General features: G+C 70.9%; 23 protein-coding genes. 12 read left to right on the top strand and 11 right to left on the bottom strand.

All coding sequences use genetic code 11. The features are described from left to right. On the bottom strand, positions 1–813 hold an 813-nt coding region (locus AC1DS4_RS06015), incomplete at its 3' end, for a DUF222 domain-containing protein (protein WP_477646005.1). Positions 814–1113: 300 nt separating this feature from the next. Between AC1DS4_RS06015 and deoC the strand changes: the two genes are divergently transcribed. The 9 genes from deoC to AC1DS4_RS06060 all read left to right on the top strand — a co-directional run bounded on the left by deoC (position 1114) and on the right by AC1DS4_RS06060 (position 10842). Further along, positions 1114–2130 carry a deoxyribose-phosphate aldolase gene (deoC, locus tag AC1DS4_RS06020; protein ID WP_477633597.1) on the top strand — a complete coding sequence of 339 codons (1017 nt, stop codon included), beginning with the start codon at positions 1114–1116 and terminating at the stop codon, positions 2128–2130. A 56-nt stretch (positions 2131–2186) separates the two neighbouring features. Further along, entirely contained in the window at positions 2187–3635 is a 1449-nt protein-coding gene (locus AC1DS4_RS06025; RefSeq protein WP_477614906.1) for an aldehyde dehydrogenase family protein, read from the top strand. Then, positions 3632–4552: an aldehyde dehydrogenase family protein gene (locus tag AC1DS4_RS06030; RefSeq protein WP_477633598.1), complete on the top strand. Its 921-nt coding sequence runs from the start codon at positions 3632–3634 to the stop codon at positions 4550–4552. The genes AC1DS4_RS06025 and AC1DS4_RS06030 overlap by 4 nt, the downstream gene beginning before the upstream one ends. A gap of 24 nt (positions 4553–4576) precedes the next feature. Then, positions 4577–5182 (top strand): uridine kinase family protein, encoded by a 606-nt coding sequence (locus tag AC1DS4_RS06035; RefSeq protein WP_477614904.1) that lies wholly within the window; start codon positions 4577–4579, stop codon positions 5180–5182. A gap of 210 nt (positions 5183–5392) precedes the next feature. Then, positions 5393–6451 (top strand): DUF7847 domain-containing protein, encoded by a 1059-nt coding sequence (locus tag AC1DS4_RS06040; protein ID WP_477646006.1) that lies wholly within the window; start codon positions 5393–5395, stop codon positions 6449–6451. Beyond that, a complete protein-coding gene (locus AC1DS4_RS06045; protein ID WP_477633600.1) occupies positions 6448–7095 on the top strand; it encodes a DUF4129 domain-containing protein in 648 nt (215 codons plus the stop codon). Before AC1DS4_RS06040 ends, AC1DS4_RS06045 begins: the two co-directional genes overlap by 4 nt. Next, entirely contained in the window at positions 7092–8480 is a 1389-nt protein-coding gene (locus AC1DS4_RS06050; RefSeq protein ID WP_477633601.1) for a DUF4350 domain-containing protein, read from the top strand. Before AC1DS4_RS06045 ends, AC1DS4_RS06050 begins: the two co-directional genes overlap by 4 nt. Continuing rightward, a complete protein-coding gene (locus tag AC1DS4_RS06055; protein WP_477633602.1) occupies positions 8477–9550 on the top strand; it encodes an AAA family ATPase in 1074 nt (357 codons plus the stop codon). The genes AC1DS4_RS06050 and AC1DS4_RS06055 overlap by 4 nt, the downstream gene beginning before the upstream one ends. Beyond that, a complete protein-coding gene (locus AC1DS4_RS06060; protein WP_477633603.1) occupies positions 9550–10842 on the top strand; it encodes a DUF58 domain-containing protein in 1293 nt (430 codons plus the stop codon). The genes AC1DS4_RS06055 and AC1DS4_RS06060 overlap by 1 nt, the downstream gene beginning before the upstream one ends. 34 nt (positions 10843–10876) lie before the next feature. Here AC1DS4_RS06060 and AC1DS4_RS06065 read toward each other — a convergent pair whose 3' ends face one another. Next, positions 10877–11872 carry a stage II sporulation protein M gene (locus AC1DS4_RS06065; protein ID WP_477614898.1) on the bottom strand — a complete coding sequence of 332 codons (996 nt, stop codon included), beginning with the start codon at positions 11870–11872 and terminating at the stop codon, positions 10877–10879. A 22-nt stretch (positions 11873–11894) separates the two neighbouring features. Here AC1DS4_RS06065 and AC1DS4_RS06070 point away from each other — a divergent pair, with 22 nt between their 5' ends. After that, positions 11895–12719 carry an RDD family protein gene (locus AC1DS4_RS06070; RefSeq protein ID WP_477624958.1) on the top strand — a complete coding sequence of 275 codons (825 nt, stop codon included), beginning with the start codon at positions 11895–11897 and terminating at the stop codon, positions 12717–12719. Here the strand turns inward: AC1DS4_RS06070 and AC1DS4_RS06075 are convergent. Together AC1DS4_RS06075 and AC1DS4_RS06080 are read right to left on the bottom strand one after the other, a co-directional pair. Continuing rightward, the gene (locus AC1DS4_RS06075) at positions 12716–13822 is read right to left on the bottom strand and encodes an adenosine deaminase (protein WP_477615305.1); all 1107 of its coding nucleotides are present in this window, start codon (positions 13820–13822) and stop codon (positions 12716–12718) included. The two genes, AC1DS4_RS06070 and AC1DS4_RS06075, sit on opposite strands and share 4 nt — an antisense overlap. A gap of 83 nt (positions 13823–13905) precedes the next feature. Beyond that, on the bottom strand, positions 13906–14271 hold the full coding sequence (locus tag AC1DS4_RS06080) for a cupin domain-containing protein (RefSeq protein WP_477614896.1): 366 nt from the start codon (positions 14269–14271) through the stop codon (positions 13906–13908). A 108-nt stretch (positions 14272–14379) separates the two neighbouring features. Between AC1DS4_RS06080 and AC1DS4_RS06085 the strand changes: the two genes are divergently transcribed. After that, positions 14380–14979: a TetR/AcrR family transcriptional regulator gene (locus tag AC1DS4_RS06085; protein ID WP_477614895.1), complete on the top strand. Its 600-nt coding sequence runs from the start codon at positions 14380–14382 to the stop codon at positions 14977–14979. A 115-nt stretch (positions 14980–15094) separates the two neighbouring features. Continuing rightward, positions 15095–16087, top strand: a complete 993-nt coding sequence (locus AC1DS4_RS06090) for an alpha/beta hydrolase (protein ID WP_477646007.1) — start codon at positions 15095–15097, stop codon at positions 16085–16087. On the opposite strand, the gene AC1DS4_RS06095 is transcribed toward AC1DS4_RS06090, so the two are convergent. From AC1DS4_RS06095 to AC1DS4_RS06125, 7 genes are all read right to left on the bottom strand, one after another. Then, positions 16068–17357: a thymidine phosphorylase gene (locus AC1DS4_RS06095; protein WP_477624955.1), complete on the bottom strand. Its 1290-nt coding sequence runs from the start codon at positions 17355–17357 to the stop codon at positions 16068–16070. The genes AC1DS4_RS06090 and AC1DS4_RS06095 overlap by 20 nt on opposite strands. Before the next feature lie 122 nt (positions 17358–17479). Continuing rightward, the gene (locus tag AC1DS4_RS06100; RefSeq protein WP_477614892.1) at positions 17480–18382 is read right to left on the bottom strand and encodes a DUF559 domain-containing protein; all 903 of its coding nucleotides are present in this window, start codon (positions 18380–18382) and stop codon (positions 17480–17482) included. 169 nt (positions 18383–18551) lie between these two features. Further along, the gene (locus AC1DS4_RS06105) at positions 18552–18950 is read right to left on the bottom strand and encodes a cytidine deaminase (RefSeq protein ID WP_477615304.1); all 399 of its coding nucleotides are present in this window, start codon (positions 18948–18950) and stop codon (positions 18552–18554) included. 84 nt (positions 18951–19034) lie between these two features. Further along, complete coding sequence (locus AC1DS4_RS06110) at positions 19035–20300, bottom strand: ABC transporter permease (RefSeq protein ID WP_477614891.1); 1266 nt, start codon at positions 20298–20300, stop codon at positions 19035–19037. Beyond that, the gene (locus tag AC1DS4_RS06115; protein WP_477614890.1) at positions 20297–21415 is read right to left on the bottom strand and encodes an ABC transporter permease; all 1119 of its coding nucleotides are present in this window, start codon (positions 21413–21415) and stop codon (positions 20297–20299) included. Before AC1DS4_RS06115 ends, AC1DS4_RS06110 begins: the two co-directional genes overlap by 4 nt. Beyond that, positions 21412–22878: an ABC transporter ATP-binding protein gene (locus AC1DS4_RS06120; protein WP_477633605.1), complete on the bottom strand. Its 1467-nt coding sequence runs from the start codon at positions 22876–22878 to the stop codon at positions 21412–21414. Before AC1DS4_RS06120 ends, AC1DS4_RS06115 begins: the two co-directional genes overlap by 4 nt. A 268-nt stretch (positions 22879–23146) precedes the next feature. Beyond that, complete coding sequence (locus tag AC1DS4_RS06125; protein WP_477614888.1) at positions 23147–24196, bottom strand: BMP family lipoprotein; 1050 nt, start codon at positions 24194–24196, stop codon at positions 23147–23149. Positions 24197–24284: the final 88 nt, after the last annotated feature.

A 24284-nucleotide genomic window follows, 5' to 3' on the forward strand; every position in this document is an offset into this window, starting at 1 on the left:
CACGGTCACGAACAGCTCCGCCTTCGGGGTGGTGGCCACCCCACCGGCCGAGGCGACCCCGCGGCGCAGCACCTCCAACAGGGCGTCCATCCGCCGCTGCCCCGACGGCCGCCGGTCCGGCTCACCCTGCGCCGGCCGGGGCGCCGACAGTCCCTGCACGGCGGCCTCGATGACCGCCTTCGCCTCGGCGTCGACCACCATCGCGTACTCGAACACCCCGGGGCCGTGCCCGGACGGCTGCGACAACGACCGCCGCTCATGAGCCCGGTCCTGCTCACCCTGGAACTCACCCTCGGCCCCGTACCTGGCGACCAGGCGCTCCCGCAGCCCGCGCACATCCCTGGGACGCCCCCACGACGCCACCTCGACCAGCCCGCCCAGCACCGGCCCGTCCGCCCCGACGGCCAGGCGCGGCGCGAGCCGCTCGAACTCCTCCACCACCACCACCGCCGTCACCAGCGGCACCCGGGCCTCACGCACCGCGGCGGTCAACCCGGCATACCGGTCGTCGTGCGCGGCCTGCGCCACCCGCACCACCCGCGCCGACCCACCCGCCCGCAGCGACGGCGACCGCTCCAGAAGCCAGGCGTGCGCCCCGGCCCGACCCGAGCCGGCCTCACCCCGGTCGACTGCCTCGGCCAGCACCTCCACCCGGGCGGCGTCGGCCCGCACCGCCAGCCGGTCCAGCAGCGACGCGAACCCACCCAGCTCGACCCCGCCCGCCGCCCACAGCTCACCCTCGACCCCGGTCAGGGCACGGCACGCCAGCTCGAGCGCCGCGCGCCGCTCCTCGAACGACATCCCCCCACCCATGAACCCAACCTAACAACTAGGTCTGACACTCCAACGATCCCGAAACCCGTTGCAACGCAACCAGATACGACACCAATACGGCGCCGTTACGGCACCAGTTGTCCACAGCCCAGACCGGCTCGCCTCCAGCCTCCTGCGTGGACGGCTTGGTCAACGGTCGGCCACGAAGGCGGTCATCACGGCACCTGGACCCACGCCTCGGGCACCAGCCACACCGCGACCCTCACCCTGGGGTCCGGTCCCGCCGACCGAGGACCCTCGCGAACTGACCGAAGGGTGAGACACGGCTAGGATTGCTCGGTGAGCACCCCCACAGCTGCGGCCCCCTCTGTCGACGCCACGACCAGGGCGCGCGATCTCCTCGGCGTCTCCCGGCTCACGAACGCAGCCCTCACGAGCTGGCTGCACGGCCTGCCCGGGGTCGACCAGGTGGGCTGCGAGGCCAGGGCGGCGGGCCTCGGCACCCGGTCCATCAAGACCACCTCCAAGGCCTGGGGCATCGACCTGGCCATCTCCATGATCGACCTGACGACCCTCGAGGGCGCTGACACGCCGGGCAAGGTCCGTGGCCTGTGCGCCAAGGCGATCAACCCCGACCCCGGCTACCCCGACACGCCCCGCCCCGCGGCTGTCTGCGTCTACGGCGACATGGTCAGCACCGCCAAGGACGCCCTCGGCCTGAGCGGCGTCAAGGTGGCTGCGGTTGCCACGGCCTTCCCGAGCGGTCGGGCCCTGATGCCCATCAAGCTGGCCGACACCCGCGACGCCGTGAATGCCGGTGCCGACGAGATCGACATGGTGATCGACCGCGGGGCGTTCCTTTCGGGCGACTACCTCACGGTGTTCCGCGAGATCGCCGAGGTGTCCGAGGCCTGTATCCGCAAGGACGGGTCCCGCGCCCGGCTCAAGGTCATCATGGAAACCGGTGAGCTGGTCACCTACGACAACGTCCGGCGGGCGTCGTGGCTGTCGATGCTGGCCGGCGGCGACTTCATCAAGACCTCCACCGGCAAGGTCTCCCCCGCCGCGACCCTGCCGGTCACGCTGATCATGCTCGAGGCAGTCCGCGACTGGCGCGACCTCACCGGCGAGATGGTCGGCGTCAAGCCGGCCGGCGGCATCCGCACGAGCAAGGACGCCCTCAAGTTCCTCGTGACCGTGAGCGAGATCGCCGGCGAGGACTGGCTCGACCCGCACTGGTTCCGGTTCGGGGCCTCGAGCCTGCTCAACGACCTCATCCTGCAACGCCAGCGGATGGCGATCGGCGCCTACTCCGGCGCCGACTACGTCACCGACGACTCGCCAAGCCTGTACTGACCTGCGAGCCACCCAGCAGCCCCCTGCACCCCACAGATCCTGAGGAACCTCAAGCCATGGCCAAGTTCGAGTACGCACCGGCGCCGGAGTCCCGCGCGGTCGTCGACATCAAGCCCTCCTACGGGCTGTTCATCAACGGCGAGTTCACCGACTCCCAGGGCGGCTCGGCGTTCAAGTCCATCAACCCCTCCACGGAGGAGGTCCTGGCGGAGATCACGTCGGCGAGCGACGCCGACGTCGACCGCGCAGTCGCCGCGGCCCGTCGTGCCTACAACGGCGCCTGGGGCCGGATGTCCGGGGCCGACCGCGGCAAGTACCTCTTCCGCATCGCCCGCATCCTGCAGGAGCGTGCGCGCGAGTTCGCCGTGCTCGAGAGCATCGACAACGGCAAGCCGATCAAGGAGAGCCGCGACGTCGACGTGCCCCTGGCCGCGGCGCACTTCTTCTACCACGCAGGCTGGGCCGACAAGCTCGACTACGCGGGCCTGGGCACCAACCCCCGCCCCCATGGCGTCGTGGGCCAGGTCATCCCGTGGAACTTCCCGATCCTCATGCTCGCGTGGAAGATCGCGCCGGCGCTGGCCACCGGCAACACCGTGGTCATCAAGCCGGCCGAGACCACCCCGCTGACGGCGCTGCTGTTCGCCGAGGTGGTCCAGCAGGCCGACCTGCCGCCGGGCGTGGTCAACATCATCACCGGCGCCGGCGCGACCGGTCAGGCCATCGTCGACCACCCCGACATCGACAAGCTGGCGTTCACCGGTTCGACAGGGGTCGGCAAGATGATCGCCCGGTCGATCGCCGGCACCCGCAAGAAGGCCACCCTCGAGCTCGGCGGCAAGGCTGCCAACATCGTCTTCGACGACGCTCCGCTCGACCAGGCCGTCGAGGGCATCGTCAACGGCATCTTCTTCAACCAGGGTCACGTCTGCTGCGCCGGGTCACGCCTGCTCGTGCAGGAGAGCATCGCGGATGACGTCGAGAAGCGGCTCAAGCGCCGCCTCGAGACCCTGCGCGTGGGTGACCCGCTCGACAAGAACACCGACGTCGGCGCGATCAACTCCAAGGCGCAGCTGCAGCGGATCGTCGAGCTGACCGCAGCCGGCGAGGCCGAGGGCGCCGAGCGCTGGGACAACGGGTGCGAGCTGCCCAGCAAGGGCTTCTGGTTCCGGCCGACGGTCTTCACCGGCGTCAGCCAGGGCCACCGCATCGCCCAGGAGGAGATCTTCGGACCCGTCCTGTCGGTCCTGACCTTCCGCACACCGCAGGAAGCCGTCGCCAAGGCCAACAACACCCCCTACGGCCTGTCCGCGGGCATCTGGACCGAGAAGGGCTCGCGCATCCTCTGGATGGCCGACCAGCTCCGCGCCGGCGTCGTCTGGGCCAACACGTTCAACAAGTTCGACCCGACCAGCCCGTTCGGTGGCTACAAGGAGTCGGGCTACGGCCGGGAGGGTGGCCGCCACGGCCTCGCTGCCTACGTCACGACGGGAGACAGCAAGTGAGCCCCACCGCCACGCGGTCGACAGGCGCCGACGCACGCGTCGACGTGAGGAAGACCTACAAGCTCTACATCGGCGGCAAGTTCCCGCGCTCTGAGTCTGGCCGCTCCTACGAGGTCGTCGACGGCCGCGGCAAGTTCCTCGCGAACGCCGCCCAGGGCTCCCGCAAGGACGCCCGGGACGCGGTCGTCGCCGCTCGTGGCGCCTTCGGCGGCTGGGCCGGCGCCACGGCATACAACCGTGGTCAGGTGCTCTATCGAGTCGCCGAGGTGATGGAGGGGCGCCGCGACCAGTTCGTGGCCGAGGTGCGCGCCAGCGAGGGCCTCGCCGAGCGTCGTGCGGAGACCGTCGTCTCCCAGGCCATCGACCGCTGGGTCTGGTATGCCGGGTGGACCGACAAGCTCGCCCAGATCCTCGGCGGCCTCAACCCCGTGGCAGGGCCGTACTTCGACATCTCGGCACCCGAGCCGACCGGTGTCGTGGCCGTCCTCGCGCCGCAGCGCAGCTCGCTGCTGGGTCTGGTCTCCGTCCTCGCCCCGGTGATCTGCTCCGGCAACACCGCGGTCGTGCTGACCAGTGAGCTCCGCCCGTTGCCCGCGATCACCCTCTCCGAGGCGCTGGCCACGTCCGACGTCCCCGGCGGGGTCATCAACCTCATCACCGGACGCACGGCCGAGGTCGCGCCCTGGCTCGCCTCGCACCGCGACGTCAACGCCATCGACCTGAGCGGTGCGGCCGACGCCGAGGGAGTCAGCTGGGGCGACCTCGAGCTGGCTGCCGCCGAGAACCTGAAGCGCGTGGTGCGACCTGCCGGCGAGGGCTCCGACGCGGTCGAGCCCGACTGGTCGCGCACGCCCGACCTGTCGCGCATCACGGCATTCCTGGAGACCAAGACCGTCTGGCACCCCAAGGGCCGCTGACCCTTGACCCCACCCGCACCGGACGTGGACACCACCGCCCGGGTGGTGGTCCTTGCCGGTCCCAGCGGCGCCGGGAAGTCACGGCTGGCCGCGCGACTCCAGGGTGCCCACGGCTGGCCGATCGTCCGGCTCGACGACTTCTACCGCGACGAGGACGACCCGGCGATGCCCCGCAGCGAGGAACTGGGCATCGTCGACTGGGACCACCCCGACTCGTGGGACGGTGCCGCCGCCGTCGACGCCCTCGCCACGCTCGTGACAACCGGTGAGGTCAGGACCCCCGTCTACGACATCGCGCGCAGCCGGGCCGTGGACACGACGACCGTCCGGGCCGCACCGCACGACCTGATCCTCGCGGAGGGCATCTTCGCAGCCGAGATCATCGACAACCTGCGCGACCGGGGCCTGCTCGCCGGCGCCTACTGCGTGCACCACCACCGCGTGGTGACCTTCGTGTGGCGGCTGCTGCGCGACCTGACGGAGCACCGCAAGCCGCCGTGGACGCTGGTCCGCCGTGGCCTGGCCCTCATGCGCGACGAACCCCGGGTCGTCGCGCGCCAGGAGTCCCTCGGCGCGACCTCCGCCCGCGCCAAGGACCTCGAGCCGCTGCTGTCGGCCCTCGCCCGCTGAACGAGCGGGCGAATCTCGCGGCTCGCTGCCCGCATGACACCCCGTTCGGTTAGGGTTCCACCACGTCAGCGAGGGGGATGTGCGCACATGACCGACCCGCAGTGGGTGGCTCCTGGGACCAGTGGGCCAGCAGAACCGGTGGCCACCACGGGTGGGCACGCGGCATACCCGCCAGTGCCTCCAGGTGCGCCGGCGGGGCAGCCAGCCGGAATGCAGCCCGGGCATCCTGGGCAAGCCGGACAGCCCGCCGGGTACGGCTTCCCGGCGGGTGCTCCGTGGCCCGCGCACCCGGCGATGGAGTTCCGGCCAGGGGTCATCCCGCTGCGGCCGCTCGCCCTCGGCGACCTGTACGGCGCGGTGATCAAGGCGATCCGTGGAAACGTCGCCGCGACCATGGGCCTGGCCTTCGTCACCACGCTCGTCTTCCTCGTGCCGACCACTGCGCTCGGCGCGTGGGTGGCCTCGCAGGAGTCGCTGGACATCGGGTCGAACCAGGACATCTTCCCGGCGGCAGGCACGCTGGGTTCGCTGATCCCGTCGCTGGGGACCTCGGGGTCGACGATCCTGCTGACGGGGTTCGTGGCGTTCGTGATCAGCCAGGCCGTCATGGGCCGCCGCGTGACTGCCGGCCAGACGTGGGAGGGCACGCGCGGCCGACTCCTGCCCCTGGTCGGCGCCACCATCGTGACCGGTCTGGTCATCGTGCTGGCCCTTGCCGCCGTTCTCGTGCTGCCCGTCATCGCCGTCGTCGGCGCCGTCTCCTCCGCCAACGACTCGGGAGTGGTCGGCGCCGTACTCCTTGCCATCCTCGCCGGCCTGGTCGCCATCGTCCTCGTGCTGTTCCTCTCGACCCGACTGGCCTTCGTGGGCGTGGCTGTCGTCCTCGAGAAGGCCAGCGTCGGTGAGGGCATCGCGAGGTCCTGGAGACTGACGTCCGGCAGCCAGTTCTGGCGCGTCCTCGGCATCAGGATCCTCACTGGCATCATCGTCGGGATCGCAGCCCAGATCCTCGCGTTCCCACTCGCGATGGTCGGCGGTCTCGGCATCGTCGCCACGGGAGATCCCGCGAACCTCTACGTCTGGCAGGCGGTCATCTCGGGCGTCTCCGGACTCATCACGGGAGCCCTGACCACGCCCTTCACCGCCGGCGTGGACGCGCTCCTCTACGTCGACCAACGCATCCGCCGCGAGGGCTTCGACGTCCAGCTGATCGCCGCGGCCCAGGACGACGTGACGCGGCAGTGGCCGGGAGCAGCCGCCGGGAGATGACGAGCCTGACCGCCCCCTTCGACGGCCCACCCCTCGACCCCAGCTCGCCGGAGGCCCAGCAGTGGCTGCGTGACGAGCTCGCCAACGGCCAGTACGTCACCGAACCCTCCCTCTGGCAGCGGTTCATGGAGTGGCTGAGCACCCTGTTCGCCGGCCGGTCCGGGCCGGGCCTGCTCCCCTCCTGGGGCGTGGTCCTCGTGGTCGTGGTCATCCTGGCCGTCCTGGTCCTGGTGGTCCTGCGGCTGATTCGTCCCGAAGCAGTGACCAGACGACGTGGCGCCACGGCTGCCCCCGTGGACGACGAGGGGCTCAGCGCGGCGGACTACCGCGTTCGGGCTCGAGAGGCGGCGGACCGCGGAGACTGGGACTCCGTCCTGCTGGACGGCTACCGGGCGCTGGCCGCCTCGGCCGTGGAACGCACCCTGCTGACCGAGCTCCCGGACCGCACGGCGCACGAGGTGGCGCTCGCGCTGGCGCCGGTCTTCCCCGACCAGGCGGAGGCCCTCGCAAGCGCCGCGTCGTCCTTCGACGACGTCCGCTACGGCCACCGACGGACCACACGGACCCAGGCCGTCACCACGACCGAGCTCGACGCCGTGTTGCTGCGGACCAGGCCCCAGCTCGGACGACTGGTCGCCCCGTGACTGCTGGATCGGGCACCGGCGGTTCGGGCACCGCTGGTTCGGGCACCGCTGGATCCGGCACCGCTGGTTCGGGCACCGGCGCTTCGGGCACCGGCCTGCAAACCCGCGGCGGTCGTGCGACGCGGATCCGCCGAAGGGCCGTGGGGGCGCTGGCCGTGACGCTCGGCGTGGGAGCCCTCGTGGTCATGGCACTGGCCACGACGGCCCCGGACCAGCTGCTCGACCCCGACGACACCGGGCCTGCCGGCGGCAAGGCCATCGTGGAAGTGCTGCGCAAGCACGGCGTCGACGTGGAGGTCGTCCGGTCGATCGGCGCGCTCGCCGACGCCCAGCCGGGCTCGGGCAGCACCGTCGTGATGGCCAACTCCGCGTATGTCGGCCACGACAGCGCGACCACCATGGGTCACGTGTCCGCAGGGGCCGACCGGCTGGTGCTGCTCGACCCGACGGCGGCCCAGCTCGCCGCCCTCGACCTGCCACTGACCTCGGGGGCCCTCGAGGCCCAGCTGTCGTTGACGGCAGGGTGCACCTCCGCGGTGGCGCGCGCCGACGACACGGCCTTGCTGGTCGACACGCGGTTCATCCCGGTGAAGCGCGGGAGCGGCAGGCCGGCCACGCTGTGCTTCGCCCTGCCCGATCCCCGCGGCGGCGATCGGGCAACGGGCGACCAGACAAAGGGCGACCAGGCCGAGGACGACCGGGCAAAGGACGACCGGGCAAGGGACGACGCGGCAACGGACGACGCGGCAACGGCTGCGGGGTTCGGTTTCGGGGCGGCGATGGCAACCGTGCCCGCCGCCGCCGACCACCCCGAGGTCGTCGCACTGGGCATCTCGGCCGCGTTCACCAACCGCTGGGTCGACGACGAGTCGCACGCCGGCCTTGCCATCCGTGCGCTCGGCCACTCCCCGCGCCTCGTCTGGTACCAACCGGGCCTCGGCGACCTCGCGAGCTTCACCGGTGAGCCGACGGATGGCGGCTGGCCGGTGTGGCTGGCGCCCGCCTCCGCCGTGCTCGCCACCGCAGTGGTCCTCCTCGCGTTAGTCCGCGGGCGTCGGATGGGTGCGCTCGTCACCGAACCCCTCCCCGTGGTGGTGCGCGCCGTCGAGACCACGGAGAGTCGCGGCCGGATCTATCGCCGCGCCCGCGACCGGTCCAGGGCCGCCGCCATCCTGCGGCAGGGCACCATCGAAAGGCTCGCCCGACGGCTCGCCCTGCCGCCCCATGCGGCGCAGCCGGTCCAGGCGGCCGCCGCAGCAGCGACAGGTATGCCGCCCGCCCAGGTCGCGACGCTGCTCGCCGGCCCGCCCCCCACCACCGACGTCGACCTGCACCACCTGGCCAACGCACTGACCGATCTCGAGGAGAGGGTCCGCCGCTCATGAACGACCAGCCCCGCCCCACCCAAGCCCTGGCCGACCAGGCCCAGCCCGTCGGGCCGGGTCAGGCCCAGCCGGCACCGGACCCGGTCCGGCCCGTCGCACCGGACCGCCCGGCGATCGCCGCACCCGATGCCCGGGCAGCCCTCCTGGCCGTCCGCTCAGAGGTCGCCAAGGCCGTCGTCGGGCAGGACGCCGCCGTCGCCGGGCTGCTCGTGGCCCTGCTCTCCCGCGGGCACATCCTGCTCGAAGGAGTCCCGGGCGTCGCCAAGACCCTGCTCGTGCGCAGCCTCGCCGCCGCCCTCGACGTCGAGACCAAGCGCGTGCAGTTCACCCCCGACCTGATGCCCGGCGACCTCACCGGATCACTGGTCTACGACGCGTCGTCCAGCGACTTCACCTTCCGCCAGGGGCCGGTCTTCACCAACCTCCTGCTCGCGGACGAGATCAACCGCACACCACCCAAGACCCAGTCGGCCCTGCTCGAAGCCATGGAGGAACGCCAGGTCAGCGTGGACGGCCGGGCCCACCCGCTGCCCCAGCCGTTCATGGTCGCCGCGACCCAGAACCCCGTCGAGTACGAAGGCACCTACCCCCTGCCGGAGGCACAGCTCGACAGGTTCCTGCTCAAGGTGACCCTCCCCGTCCCACCACGGGACGACGAGATCGCGGTCCTGCGCCGTCACGCCTCTGGGTTCGACCCTCGCGACCTTCAGGCGGCCGGGCTGCGGCCGGTCGCGTCGGCGGCGGACCTCGCGGCAGGTGCCGAGGCGGTTCGCAGTGTCGAGATCTCGGACGAGGTCACGGCCTACATCGTGGACATCGCCCGGGCGACCCGGAACTCGCCGTCGCTGGCGCTGGGTGTCAGCCCGCGCGGCGCCACGGCGCTGATGGCGACGTCGCGGGCGTGGGCCTGGATCAACGGGCGCGGCTTCGTCACCCCCGACGACGTCAAGGCCCTCGCCCACGCGACCCTGGCTCACCGGTTGTCCCTGCGCCCGGAGGCCGAGCTCGAGGGCGTCAGCGTCACGGCCGTCCTCGACAGCGCGCTCGGAGCAGTGCCGGTCCCCCGCTGATGAGCCTGACCTACCGCGCCGTCGCGCTGGCCCTGCTCGGGCTGGTGCCGGTTGCCCTGTGGCCGCGGGGCGACACGGTGCGGTGGTGGTGGGTCGCGATGCTGGTCCTCATCGGGGTCGATCTCCTGCTGGCCAGCTCTCCTCGCTCGCTGACCTTCGTCCGGGAGGGGCCGGCCCAGGTGCGTCTCGGCGAGCAGACCTCGACGTCGGTCCTGGTGACCAACGCGGGGAGGCGCCCACTGCGCGGCGCCGTCCGCGACGCCTGGCCGCCTTCCGCGGGGGCGGCAACCACGCGGCATACCGTGGCCATCGCTGCCGGGGAACGCACCCGGGTGACGACGACCCTGACCCCCACCCGCCGCGGAGACCGCATCGCGCACCGGGTGACAGTGCGCTCCACCGGACCGCTGCGCCTCGCGGCGCGGCAACGGTCGTTCGTGGTCCCGGGGCGGCTGCGGACCCTCCATCCGTTCCCGGCCCGCAAGCACCTGCCCAGCCGCTTGGCGGTCCTGCGGCAGCTGGACGGCCGCGCCGCCGTACGCATCCGTGGGCAGGGCACCGAGTTCGACAGCCTGCGCGAGTACGTCGACGGCGACGACGTGCGGAGCATCGACTGGCGCGCCACCGCACGCCGCCAGCACCTGGTGGTGCGCACCTGGCAGCCCGAGCAGCATCGCCGCATCGTCATCGTGGTCGACACGTCGCGAACCTCCGCGGGCCGGGTGGACAACGCTCCCCGCCTGGACGCAGCCATGGACGCCGCTCTCCTGCTCACCGCCCTGGCCGGGCACGCACGTGACCGCGTGCAGGTGATCGCCGGTGACCGCGTCGTGCTGGCCAGGGCCTCCGGCGCCGACCGCGCCACGCTGCTGCACGACACGATCAGCGCGCTCGCGCCCATCGAGTCCCGGCTGGTCGAGGCCGACTGGGGGCTGCTCGCCACCGAGATCAGCCGGCTCGGGACGCAACGCGCCCTGGTGGTCCTGCTCACGCCGCTCGAGTCCGCCGCCGTCGAACAGGGGCTGCTGCCCGTGTTGCCGGCCCTCAGCGCCCACCACCGGGTGGTGGTCGCCTCGGTGGCCGATCCCGCGGTCGCGCGGATGCGCACGACCCGCGACACCGTGGCCGAGGTCTATGAGGCGGCCGCCGCAGAGCGCACGACGTCGCTGCGGCGACGCACTGCGGCTGCGCTCGTCAGGCTCGGAGTGGACGTGCTGGACGAGCCGCCGGAGCAGCTGCCTGTTCGGCTGGCCGACCACTACCTCATGCTCAAGCGACAGGGTCTGCTCTGACCTGGGAACACCCGAGTCCGGCTTCCTCCGACGATCAGGCGGCCACCAGCGGCTGGTCGCCGATGTCACGCGCGTCGATGTCTCCGGTCACTCCGTTGCGGTGGGCGCTGCGTCCGACCACGAAGACGTAGGCGAGGAAGGCCGACTCCGCCAGTACGCCGATGCCGATCCGCGCCCACGTCGGCAGTCCGGACGGCGTCACGAAGCCTTCGATCGCTCCACTCACGAGGAGCACGAAGACCAGCCCCGTGGCGATCGCGACCGACGTGCGCGCCTCGGCCGCCAATGCCTGAAGTCGCGTGCGCGGACCCGGCTCCACCCAGGACCAGAAGAGCCGCAGGCCGACCGCCGCGGCGACGAAGACGGCAGTGAGCTCGAGCAGGCCGTGCGGCAGGATCAGGCCGAAGAACAGACCGGTGCGGTCGTGGGCCATCATCAGGGCAGCCACGACACCCACGCCCTGCACGTTGGTGACGAGCACATAGACGACGGGCAGTCCCAGGACCCCGAAGGCGATGCACTGGGCCGCGACCCAGGCGTTGTTCACCCAGACGAGGGTGGCGAACTCGTGGTGCGGGAACTCGCTGTAGTAGTGCTCGAAATCGGTGCCGACGTAGGCCTGGATCTCGGCCGGGGTGAGCTGGCTGGCGTAGACCTCGGGGTGCCGCAGCGTCCACGCGGCGACGAGGGCGATGACCAGGAGGCTGCCCAGCGCGGTCGTCGCCCACCACCACCGGGTGCGGTACAGCGCGGCGGGAAAGGTCCGGGTGAAGAAGCGCAGGAGGTCGACCCACGTGTTCGTCCGGGTGCCGACCATCGCCACCCGCGCGCGGGTGAGCAGCATGGACAGGTAGGCCACGACCGACGGGTCGGGCGAGGCCGACCGGACGACGGACAGGTCGGTGGAGACGCGCTGGTACAGGTCGAGCAGCTCGTCACCCTCGGCACCGGACAGACGGCGTCGTCCGGCCAGCTCCTCGAGTCGCCCCCAGTACCGGCTGCGTGCGGCGACATACGCATCCAGGTCCACGGCGTCACTCTATGCTTCGGCCATGAGCACGGGGGCCGGTTACCGCAGCTACGCGAGCGACGACATGGTCACCGGCGAAGGGGTGGCCGTCGAGCTGCCCATCGCCGGCGTTCCCTCCCGAGCCGCCTCCGGCATCATCGACCTGTTGGTCGCTGCGGTCCTGCTCGTGGCGGGCTCGATCGCGGCGGGCGCGGTGTTCTCCGGCACGTCCGACGCGGTGGGCCGGACGGTCGTGATCCTGTTGGTCGTGGGGGTCACCGTCGGCATCCCGACCGTGGTGGAGACGGTCACCCGGGGCCGGACCCTGGGCAAGCTGGCGCTGGGGCTGCGGGTGGTGCGCGACGACGGTGGTCCCATCACGGCCCGGCACGCGCTCACCCGGGCCCTCGTCGGGTGGCCCGAGATCTACCTGCTCGCGGGTGCGGGCGCGATGGTGGCCTCCCTGGTGAGCCCGCGCGCGAAGCGCCTCGGCGACATGGCGGCAGGCACCTACGTGGTGTCGCAGCGCGCCACGATGCGGTTGTTGCCCCCTCCGGTCATGCCGCCCCCGCTGGCGCAGTGGGCATCCCAGGCCGACCTGGCTGCGCTGCCCCCGGGACTGGCCATCGCCGTCCGTCAGTTCCTCGGGCGGGCCGCCGGGCTCACTCCGGCCTCACGGGAGGAGCTGGGCCAGAGCCTGTTGCGCTCGGTGCTGCCGCACGTGTCGCCACCGCCCCCACCGGGCATCCACGCCGAGTACGTCCTCGCCGCCGTGATCGCCGACCGTCGTCGCCGTGACGCCGAACGCCTGGCCCGTGAGGACCACCGCCGCGAGCAGCTGCTGCCCGCGGACCCGCTCGACCACTAGCGAGCCGACGTGGCCCGGACCTGCTCCTCGAGTGCGGCGTAGCCGGGCTTGACGACTCCCTCGATGATGGCCAGCCGCTCCTCGAAGGGGATGAACGCGGACTTCATCGCGTTGATGGTGACCCATCGCAGGTCGTCCATCGTCCAGCCTGCGTCCTGCACGAGCAGTCCCATCTCACGCGACATCGAGGTGCCACTCATCAGGCGGTTGTCGGTGTTGACCGTCACCCGGAACCGCAGCCGCTTGAGCAGTGAGATCGGGTGCAGCGCAACGGATTCCGCGGCACCGGTCTGGACGTTGCTGCTGGGGCACATCTCCAGCGGGATGCGGGTGTCCCTGACGTATGCCGCGAGGCGGCCGAGGTGCACGTCGTCCGTGTCAGCGGCGACCGCCGCCGCGACGTCGTCGCCGAAGGCCTTGTCGCCGACGGTGATGTCGTCGACGATCCGGACGCCGTGCCCGAGCCGGTCGGCCCCGCACCACTGGATCGCCTCCCAGATGCTCGGCAGGCCGAACGCCTCGCCCGCGTGGATCGTGAAGTGGGCGTTCTCGCGACGGAGGTACTCGAAGGCGTCGAGGTGCCTGGTGGGAGGGAAGCCCGCCTCGGCGCCTGCGATGTCGAACCCGGCGACACCCTGGTCGCGGTAGCGGACCGCGAGCTCGGCGATCTCGGTGCTCTTGGCCGCGTGGCGCATCGCGGTCAGGAGAGCGGTGACCCGGATGGGCGTGCCGGCCTTCGCAGCCTGCCCCTCGCCTTCGCGGAACCCGGCGTTGACGGCCTCGACGACGTCCTCGAGCGCGAGTCCCTCGGAGAGGTGCTGCTCCGGCGCGTAGCGGCTCTCGGCGTAGACGACGCCGTCGGCGGCCAGGTCGAGGACGCTCTCGCGAGCCACTCGACGCAGCCCCTCGGCGGTCTGCATGACGGCTAGCGTGTGGTCGAAGGTCTCGAGGTAGCGCACCAGGGACCCCGAGTCCGCGCTCTCCCGGAACCACGCGCCGAGGCTGTCGGCGTCGGTGGCCGGCAACCCGGCATACCCGATCTGGTCGGCGATCTCGACGATGGTCTGCGGACGCAGGCCGCCGTCGAGGTGGTCGTGCAGCAGCGCCTTGGGCGCCCGGCTGACCTGGTCGTCAGCGGGGTCCGCGACGGTGTCGGTGCCTCCGGAGGACCCCTTGCGACCGAAGATCACGCGCCTTCCTCCTCGTCCCGGTTGACCGTCTCGGGACTGAACGCCGGCAGGCAGACGGCGACGTACTCGGCACCCTCGGACCCGGTCGAGTAGCGGATCCGCTCGCCGGCGCGGGTGACGACGCTCTGGCCTGCCTCCACGCGCAGCTGGCCACCGTCGTGGTCCACGAGCACGGCACCGGCGATGACGAGGGTGATCTCGTCGAAGGCCGGGGCCTGGAAGGGCTCCGTCCAGTCGGCCGGCGCCTTCATGTGGGCCACCGAAACTGCCTCGCTGCCGGTGTTCACCCGGCCGACGTGTTCGTCGATGATCTTGCCGCCGGGCACGGGAATGGTCGTGGGGGTCGCGATGAGCTCAGGCACAGGGCCACCCTAGCCCTGAGCGTCCGACCCGGCCGGGCGGCCTGGCGCCCGGACGGGATTGCCCGTAGGGCCTTGCGAAGTGCGAACGGTCGTGCTTTTATTGATCGCGTGAGCAAGGGAGACGAGACACGCGACTCGGTGCTTCGTGTGGCGCTGGCCCAGTCGAGCCAGGTCGGGCTGCGGGGCATCACGATCGGCGGTCTCGCCGACGCGATGGACATGTCCAAGAGCGGGCTGTTCGCGCACTTCGGGTCCAAGGAGGGGCTGCAGTCCGCCGTGATGGACTACGCGGCCGAGGCGTTCACCCAGCTCGTCATCCGCCCGGCCCTCAAGGAGTCTCGCGGTGAGCCGCGCCTGCGCACCCTCTTCGACCGCTGGCTCGGGTGGGGCGGGTATGCGGACTACGCACTGCCAGGCGGATGCATCTTCATCTCGGTGGCGAGCGAGTTCGACGACGCACCCGACGGCCCGGTCCGCAGCAAGGTCGTCCAGACCGAGAGGGACCTGCTCGACACGATCGAGACCATCGTCCGCGGCGGCATGACCGAGGGCCAGTTCCGCGAGTCGACCGACCCGGCCGCCTTCGCGCACGACCTGCTCGCCATCGTCCTCGGCTACAACTTCTCGGCACGCCTGCTCCACGACCCGGCGGCCGCCACGCGGGCCCAGGACGCCTTCGACCGGCTTATCGACCACATCCGCGCCTGATCCCCATCCCACCCAGGAGGTACCACTCATGTCGCTCGAAAAAAGCACGATCGATCGTATTGTCGTTCGTCCGCGTCCCGCCCGTGTGGGTGCCGTCCCGGCCTCCCGGACCACCGTGGCAGCAGGCGCTCCGCCCGCGGGCATCGCCGCTCCGCCCGCGGACATCGCCGCTCCGGCACAGGGCGTCGCTGCTCCGGCAGAGGGCGCTGCCACCGCGGCGACAGGTCTCCCGGTCTCGCCCGCGCTGAGACGGCTGTTCGCGTTGCTGGAAAGCCGGTCCCCCGCCCTCGGCGGACTGCTCGCCGAGCGGCTGTGGTTCCGGCTGCCGGCCAGCCCGGCGGCAGCGGTACGCGCCACTCGGACCCCCAGCGGCGGGGAGGCCTTCGAGGTGCAGTGGGCCCGCGGCACCATTCGCGGCCGGGTCTACGGCGACTGGGGCAACCCCACGGCATACCTCGTGCACGGCTGGGGCGGCTGGTGGCAGCAGCTCGGCGCCCACGTCGAGCCGCTGGTGGCCCGCGGCCTGTGTGTGGTGGCGTTCGACGCCCCGAGCCACGGCGACTCCGGGCCCGGTGTCCACGGGAGTCGGTCGACGACGTTCGTGGAGATGGCAGAGGCGCTGGCGGCGGTGGTGGACGAGTTCGGCCGGCCCACGGTCGTGGTGGCCCACTCCGCCGGCGGGCTCGCGGCAGTCCACGCCCTCGGACTGGGGGTGCAGCCCGACTCACTCGTGCTCATCGCCCCGCCGGATGGCGTCGAGTCGATGCTGCCGGTCTTCGCGTCGGCCCTCGGGGTCGGTTCCCGGTCCCAGCAGGTGATGGTGCGCCGCGCCGAGCGCCGGGTCGGAACGCCGGTGGCCGAGCTCGACCTCCTCAGGATGGCGGCGGCACACCCGTCGCTGCCGCACCTGCTGGTCGTGCACGATCGTGGCGACCAGGAAGCACCCCTCGCAGGTGGCGTGGCCGTCACCAAGGCGTGGCACGACGCCCGCCTCGTCGTCACCGAGGGACTCGGTCACCGCCGGGTGCTGTGGAACCCCGACGTCGTCGAGCGGGTGACGTCCTTCGCGGCGGAGGCCGCCGCGCGGGTCAGGAGATCTTCTCGATGACCAGCGGCAGCAGGTCCGGTCGCGATCCTTCGGGAGCGATGGTGAACGCGCCCTCGAGCGACTCGAGTGCCCGCTCGAACCGCTCGGGGGTGTCGGTGTGCAGCGTGAGCAGGCGGTCGCCTCCCCGGACGGTGGCGCCCGGCTTGTAGTGCATCACCACGCCGGCGCCGGCCTGCACCGGGTCCTCCTTGCGCGCCCGACCGGCACCGAGTCGCCAGGCCGCCACCCCGATCTTGAGGGCGTCGAGCTCGGTGAGCACGCCGTCCGCCGGGACCAGCACGTCGTGGCTCTCCTTCGCCACGGGCAGGGTCGCGTCGGGGTCGCCACCCTGGGCCCTGATCATCGCCTTCCAGGCATCCATCGCGCGGCCGTCCTTGAGCGCGTCGGCGGGATCGACGTCCTCGCGCCCGGCAGCCGCGAGCATCTCGCGGGCCAGGGCGAGGGTCAGCTCGACGACGTCCTCGGGGCCGCCACCCGCCAGCACCTCCACCGACTCGCGCACCTCGATGGCGTTGCCGGCCGTGAGGCCGAGCGGGACCTGCATGTTGGTCAGCATCGCGACGGTCTTGACCCCGGCATCGGTGCCGAGGTCGACCATGGTGCGCGCGAGCTCGCGGGCGTCCTCGACGTTCTTCATGAACGCACCGCTGCCCACCTTCACGTCGAGCACCAGCGCGCCCGTACCCTCGGCGATCTTCTTGCTCATGATCGAGGAGGCGATGAGCGGGATGGCCTCGACGGTGCCGGTGACGTCGCGCAGGGCATAGAGCTTCTTGTCGGCGGGGGCCAGCCCGTCGCCGGCGGCGCAGATGACCGCACCGACGTCCTCGAGCTGCTGCATCATCTGCTCGTTGCTCATGGCCGCCCGCCAGCCGGGGATCGACTCGAGCTTGTCGAGGGTGCCCCCGGTGTGCCCGAGCCCGCGGCCGGACAGCTGGGGCACGGCCACGCCGCACGCCGCGACGAGAGGTGCCAGCGGCAGGGTGATCTTGTCGCCCACCCCACCGGTCGAGTGCTTGTCGGCCGTCGGACGCGACAGACCGGAGAAGTCCATCCGCTCGCCACTGTTGATCATCGCGCCGGTCCAGCGGGAGATCTCGCGACGGTTCATCCCGTTGAGCAGGATCGCCATGGCCAGGCTGGACATCTGCTCGTCCGCGACGGCCCCGCGCGTGTAGGCGTCGATCACCCAGTCGATCTGCCCGTCGGACAGCTCGCCCTTGCCCCGCTTGCTGATGATGACGTCGACGGCATCGAAGGCTTCACTCATGGGGCCATCGTGTCAGACCTGTCGTAGCCCCGACCATCCGTGCCCGGGGTGGCACCGTTGCACCCCGGATGCGGCATTTCACGTCGATCCGTGGCTTCCGGGTCGCCGGTTGCCGCGGCAGCTCACCCTCGAAAGTGCAGCCGCCACTCGTCCGAGGTCACCGCTGCTGGTATGCCGCAGCTCACCATGGCGTCGACGACGCGCTTCAGGGTGCGCTCGGGTTCGCGGTAGATCCCCTTGGACAGGACGACCACGATCCGCCAACCGTCCCGGTCGAGGTCCTCGCGCCGCTCCACGTCGCGCTCCCACTGCCGCTGGGACTCGGCGTGCTGGCGTCCGTCGTACTCGATCGCGAGCCGGTACTCGGGATACGAGAGGTCGTACCGCCGGACCCAGCGCCCCGTCGCGTCGAACTCGATGTGGTTGACGACAGGCTCCGGCAACCCGGCCAGGACGAGGAGCAGGCGCAGCCGGGTCTCCATGGGCGAGTCGACCCCGCTCCGCACCAGTGCTGCGGCGCGACCACTCAGCGCTCGGCCACGACCACGCACGGCCCCCGCCGCCTCGACCAGGGACGTCGGGGTAGCGCGTCGCCGGCGGACGAGGGAGTCGCCCAGCACCACGATGTCGACGAGGTCGAGGTGGGCGGCCAGGTCGCTGAAGGTGTCCTCCGCCGTCGTCACCGGCAGGCCGGAGATCTTCGCCCTCGCCGCCGAGGTCAGCCGGCGGGACTCGATTCCGGGCACCCGCATACGCCCGGTCGGCAGGCGGAGGTGGATACGGGAGTCCGAGGGCACCACCCCGCCCAGGAGCTCGGCGGCCGTCGGGCCGGCGACCAACGCACCCGCCGGCGCGAGCCGTAGCGCAGCGCGGGCGCGAAGGCGTGTGTCGACCGGCACGTCGGACGCGACATACACGCTGGTGAACAGCCTCCGGAAACCCGGACCACCCAGGCGCCGGTCGCTGATGCCCGCGGCCACGGCGTCAGCGCGGGTGAAAGGGCTCTGCCGGTCGAGAGAAGTCACGAGACCACGGTGGCGCATCCCGCGACTCGTCCAGCCGCTCATCCACAGGTGCGGATCTGCGCCGCGGAGGCCACAGATCGACCTCGATCCGGCCCAGGCGGGTGGATCTGCGCCCTCGGGTCCACAGATCGACCTGGGGGCGCGGGTGGCCGAGCTGCACGGGCAGGGGTCAGGCGGGGTGGCGGGCTGCGTTCAGCGTGTCGGGGCCGAAGGCTTGGGGCAGCACCTCGCGCATCGGCAGCACCCCTTCGGGGGTCAACAGCAGGCAGTCAGGCCCGCCGTTCTCCCAGAGGAGCTGGCGACAGCGCCCACACGGCATGAGCGGTTCGCCATTGCCACCGACACAGGACACCGCCACGAGCCGCCCGCCACCGGTCGCGTGCAGCTCCGAGACCATGCCGCACTCGGCGCACAGCCCCACGCCGTAGGCCGCGTTCTCGACGTTGCACCCGGCCACCAGCCGACCGTCGTCGACGATCCCCGCGACGCCGACCGGGAAGTTCGAGTACGGCGCGTAGGCCCTGCCCATGATCTCGATCGCCTTGGCGCGCAAGGCTTCCCAGTCCACGTCCTCCGGAGCAGGAGGTGCCGTATGCCGCGCAGCCGGCTCCGCGGCATACCCCTGCGGTTGCGTCCCGGCGTCAGGGCACACCTAGTGGCCCTCGCCCTTGCGATAGATCTGCCCGTCGGCGGCGGGCATCCGCAACCGTTGCGACGCGAAGGCCAGCACGAGCAGCGTGGTGACGTAGGGGGTGGTGCCGGTGAGCTCGGCCGGGACGGCGTCCGCGGCGAAGTACCACCAGCCGACGAGGACGCCGACGACGATGGCCAGGGCGCCCTGGACGATGCGCTGGTTGCGCACGATCTGCCACACCCCGACGGCCACGAGGAGCACCGCGAACAGGAGCAGGAACGCGTGAACTGCCGCCCCACCGCGCAGCTGCAAGGCGTCGGTGTAGCCGAACAGCGCCGCACCGGCGAGCAGGCCACCAGGTCGCCAGTTGCCGAAGATCATCGCGGCGAGGCCGATGTAGCCACGACCACCGGTCTGTCCGTCGCGGTAGATGCTCGCGGCAACCAGCGCCAGGAAGCCACCGCCCAGGCCGGCGAGCCCGCCGGAGATGACGACGGCGAGGAACTTGTAGCGCATCACGTTGACGCCGAGCGACTCCGCCGCGACAGGCGACTCACCCACTGATCGCAGCCGCAGGCCGAACGCCGACCGCCACAGGACCCACCAGGTCCCGACGAACAGCAGCACCGCGAGGATGGTCAGGATCGACACGTTGGTGCACAGTGCGCGCAGCACTGCGGCGACGTCACTGACGAAGAACCAGTCCTTCTTCTCCACTGTGCCGAGCCCGCTGGACACACCGGGAAGGGTGAAGTCCGGCAGGTGCCCGACCTGCGGCGACTGGGTGGGGCCACCGCCGGGCAGTCCGTTGAAGAAACGGGCGGCAAGGTACTTCGCGACGCCGAGGCCGATGATGTTGATGGCGACACCGGAGACGATGTGGTCGACCCCGAACGTCACGGTGGCGGTCGCGTGGATCAGGCCACCGAGCATGCCCATGGCGATCGCGCCGAGGACGCCGGCCCACGGACCCATGTGGTAGCCGAAGAACCCGGCCCCCCACGTGCCGAGGATCATCATGCCCTCGAGGCCGATGTTGACCACGCCCGCGCGCTCCGACCAGAGGCCACCGAGGCCGGCCAGGCCGATCGGGACGGCCAGGCCGATGGCCGCGGCCAGGGCACCGGAAGACGCGATGTCGTCGGCACCGGTGACCACTCGCAGGACCGAGATCACGGCGATCGCACCGATCGCCACGATGGACCACTCGCGGATGCCGAACCGTCGCCGCTTGGGACGGTCCGGCACGGCCTTGGTGCCGACCTCGAGTCCGAGGGCGCTCATGCCGGGGCTCCTTCCGGGGCGGGGGCGGCTTGTCGCTGGGCGGCAAGCTCACGGGCGACGCGGGACTGCTCGATCCGCTTGTCGGCCCGGCGAATCAGCTCGTACGCGATCACGACGGCGAAGAGGATCACGCCCTGGATGATGTTGACCAGCTCCTGGGCGACATCGGCCTGGATCTGCAGGGCGTTGGACTGCACGTCCAGGAACGCCCAGAGGAGCGAGGCGAAGCCGATGCCGACCGCGTTGTTGCGTCCCAGCAGCGCGACGAAAATTCCGGCGAAGCCGAGTCCGGACTGGAACGTCGTGCCGTAGTTGTGGTCCTGCCCGAACAGCAATGGCATGCCGACGAGTCCGGCCAGGGCACCCGAGGCGATCATCGCGGTCGCCACCATCCGCGGCACCTTCACGCCGCTGGCGACCGCCGCGCTCTCGGAGCGACCGGTCGCCCGCAGGTCGAAGCCGAACCGCGTCCTGCTCAGCACGAACCAGTAGAGGAACCCGACCAGCAGGGCCAGGATCAGCAGCGTGTAGACGCGGTTCGTGGCGCCGGGGATGAGCTTGAAGCCCTCGAGCTGCGCCGACTCCGGGATGGTCTTGGTCTCGATGCTGTTCGAGCCCGGCCGGGGGTTGGCGATCTTCACCAGGAGCCAGCTCACCACACCGGTGGCGATGGCGTTGAGCATGATCGTGGAGATCACCTCGGAGACGCCGCGCTTCACCTTGAGGTATGCCGCGATGCTGGCCCACAGCCCACCGGCCACCATCGCGACGGCGATGGACACGATGATGTTGAGCCACCCGGGAAGCCAATCCTGGCCTGCGAAGACGGCGGCCGCGAAGACCGCGACGCGGTACTGGCCGTCGACGCCGATGTTGAACAGGTTCATGCGGAAGCCGACCGCGACCGCGATGGCCGAGAGGTAGAACACGGACGCCGCGTTGATGATGTTGACGCTCTGGCGCGGCTTCGGCACGGCGAGGATGGTCTTCCAGACCTCCCACACCGGGTCCCCGACCGCCACCAGCACCAGCGAGGTGACGACGAACGCGACGACGAGCGCGAGGACCGGCGCCGCCAGGCTCATCAGGATCCGGCGCACGTTGAGGGACTTCACCGCGACTCCTCCTTCTCGCCGGCACCGGTCATCGCCGCACCGAGGTCCTCGGCCGTCACGTGGTCCGGGTCGAAGTCGCCGGACAGCTTGCCCCGCAGGATGACGCGGATGGTGTCGGACAAGCCGATCAGCTCCTCGAGGTCGGCCGAGATGAGGAGCACCGCGAGGCCCTCGCGCCGCGCGTCCCGGATGTGGTCCCAGATGCTCGACTGTGCACCGACGTCGACGCCACGGGTCGGGTGGGCGGCGATGAGCACCTTGGGCTTGTGGCTCATCTCGCGGCCGATGATGAGCTTCTGCTGGTTGCCGCCGGAGAGCGAGCCCGCGGTGACGAAGATCGAAGGAGTGCGCACGTCGTAGGCCTTGACGATGCGCTCCGTGTCGGCCTTGGCCGCGGCAGCATCGATGAGCTGACCCTTCACGTTGGGGGCCTCGGTCTGGTGCCCGAGGATGCGGTTCTCCCACAACGGCGCCTCGAGCAGGAGGCCGTGGCGGTGCCGGTCCTCCGGGATGTAGCCGACACCGGCCTCCCTGATCTCACGGGTGTGCCAGTCGGAGATGTCGACGTCGCCGAGGAAGACCTGGCCCGAGGTGGGCTCACGCATACCCATGATGACCTCAACGAGCTCGGCCTGGCCGTTGCCCTCCACCCCGGCGATGCCGAGCACCTCGCCGGCGTGGATGGTCAGCGAGATGCCGTCGAGGAGCGGTCGGCCGGTGCCGTCGCCCAGGACGAGGTCGTCGACCTTGAGCAGCACGCGGTCGGTGACCGTGGACTCCTCGGTCGTCGGGGAGGGCAGCTCCGAGCCGACCATCAGCTCGGCGAGCTGGCGTGCGTTCACGGACTTGGGGTCGACCGTGTCGATGGTGGTGCCGCGCCGGATGACGGTGATCGAGTCGGCGACCTTGAGCACCTCGTCGAGCTTGTGCGAGATGAACAGCACCGTGAGTCCCTCGTCCTTGAGCTCGGCGAGCTGGTCGAACAGCTCGTCGACCTCCTGCGGCACGAGGACGGCGGTGGGCTCGTCGAGGATCAGGGTCTTGGCGCCGCGGAACAGCACCTTGAGGATCTCGATCCGCTGGCGTGCGCCCACTCCTAGGTCGGCGACCAGCGCATCGGGGTCGACGTCCAGCTTGTAGGCGCCCGAGATCCGCGTGATCTCGCGTCGCGCGCCGTCGCCGATCCCGTGCAGCTTCTCCGCACCCAGGACGACGTTCTCGAGGACAGTCAGGTTGTCGGCGAGCATGAAGTGCTGGAAGACCATGCCGATGCCGGCCGCGATGGCGTCGGACGGGGAGTGGAGGTTGACCAGTTGCCCGTCGATCTTGATGGTGCCCTCGTCGGGGCGCTGCACGCCATACAGGATCTTCATCAAGGTGGACTTGCCGGCGCCGTTCTCCCCGACGATCGCATGGACCGTCCCGCGTCGCACCGAGAAGGCGATGTCCTTGTTGGCGACCACACCCGGGAAGCGCTTGGTGATCCCCTCGAGCTCGACGGCTGGGACACCACCCTCTGTCGTGGTCTGCGTCAGCGGTGGGGAGGCAGTGATGGTTCACACTCCGTGGTCCGGGCCCGCGGCGTCGCGGGCGGGTGGCGCGATTCGGCACCTGCGGCAAGGGTCGAGGCGCCGCGTGCTGGGTCGTTCAGGCAAGCACACGGCCCGGGTCAGACGCTACCGCGCCGCCCGGGCCGTGTGTTGCCCACATGCTCGACAAAAGAGGTGTCGATCAGGGCTTTTCGGGAACCGTGATCTTCTTGTCGATGATCTGCTGCTTGTAGTCGTCCAGCTTGGTCTTGATGTCGTCGACCTGACCGCCGGTCGTGGAGTAGTCCACACCGCCAGCCTTGAGGTCGTAGATGTTGTTGCCGGTCTTCTCCTTGCCGTCGGCCGCCGACTTGATGAAGTCGTAGACCGCGACGTCGACCTTCTTGATCATCGACGTCATGATGACCGAGCGCACGTCCGCCGGAGCGGTCAGGGCCTGGTCGGAGTCGACACCGATGGCCAGCTTGCCGGCAGCCTTGGCGGCCGTGAAGACGCCACCACCGGAGCCGCCAGCGGCGTGGTAGACCACGTCGGCGCCCTTCTGGAACATGCCGTCAGCAGCAGTCTTGCCCTTGGCCGGGTCATTGAAGCCGCCGAAGTCCGGCGGCTGGGTGAGGTACTGGGAGTCGATCTTGATGGCCGGGTTGACGGCCTTCGCCCCGGCGATGTAGCCAGCCTCGAACTTCTTGATCAGCCCGACGTTGACGCCACCGACGAAGCCGATGTGGCCCGTCTTGGACTTCAGAGCGGCCGCCGCACCGACGAGGAACGAGCCCTCGTTCTCGGCGAACGTGATCTGGTCGACGTTCGGGCCCTTCGAGTCGTCCGACGCGTCGTCGACGATCGCGAAGTGCACGTCCGGGTTGGCCTTGGCAGCCTTGCCGACCGACTTGGCGTAGGCGAAGCCCACCGCGACGATGTGGGTGTAGCCGGCGTCAGCCAGCTGCTGGAGGCGCTCCTCACGGGCGGCTTCGTTCTCACCGTTGACCGCGGCGGCTTCCTTGGTGTCCACCCCGAGCTCGGTCTTGGCCTTGTCCAGGCCTGCCGCAGCGGCGTCGTTGAACGACTGGTCACCGCGACCGCCGACGTCGTAGGCCATGCCGACCTTGACGTCGCTCTTCTTGCTCGAGCTCGAGCTGGAGCTGGAACCGCTGCCCCCGGCGTTGTCGCCCGAGTCACCACATGCGGCGAGGGTCAGTGCTGCCACCGACATCACCGCGGCAACCTTCATCGTGTGACGCAAGGCTGTCTCCTGTTCTTTGATTGCACGAGGCGCTGTGCTGCGCCACTAGGGCGTGAGGATAGCCCGACGAACTGCT

It is taken from the genome of Pedococcus sp. P3_C7 (assembly GCF_056402615.1).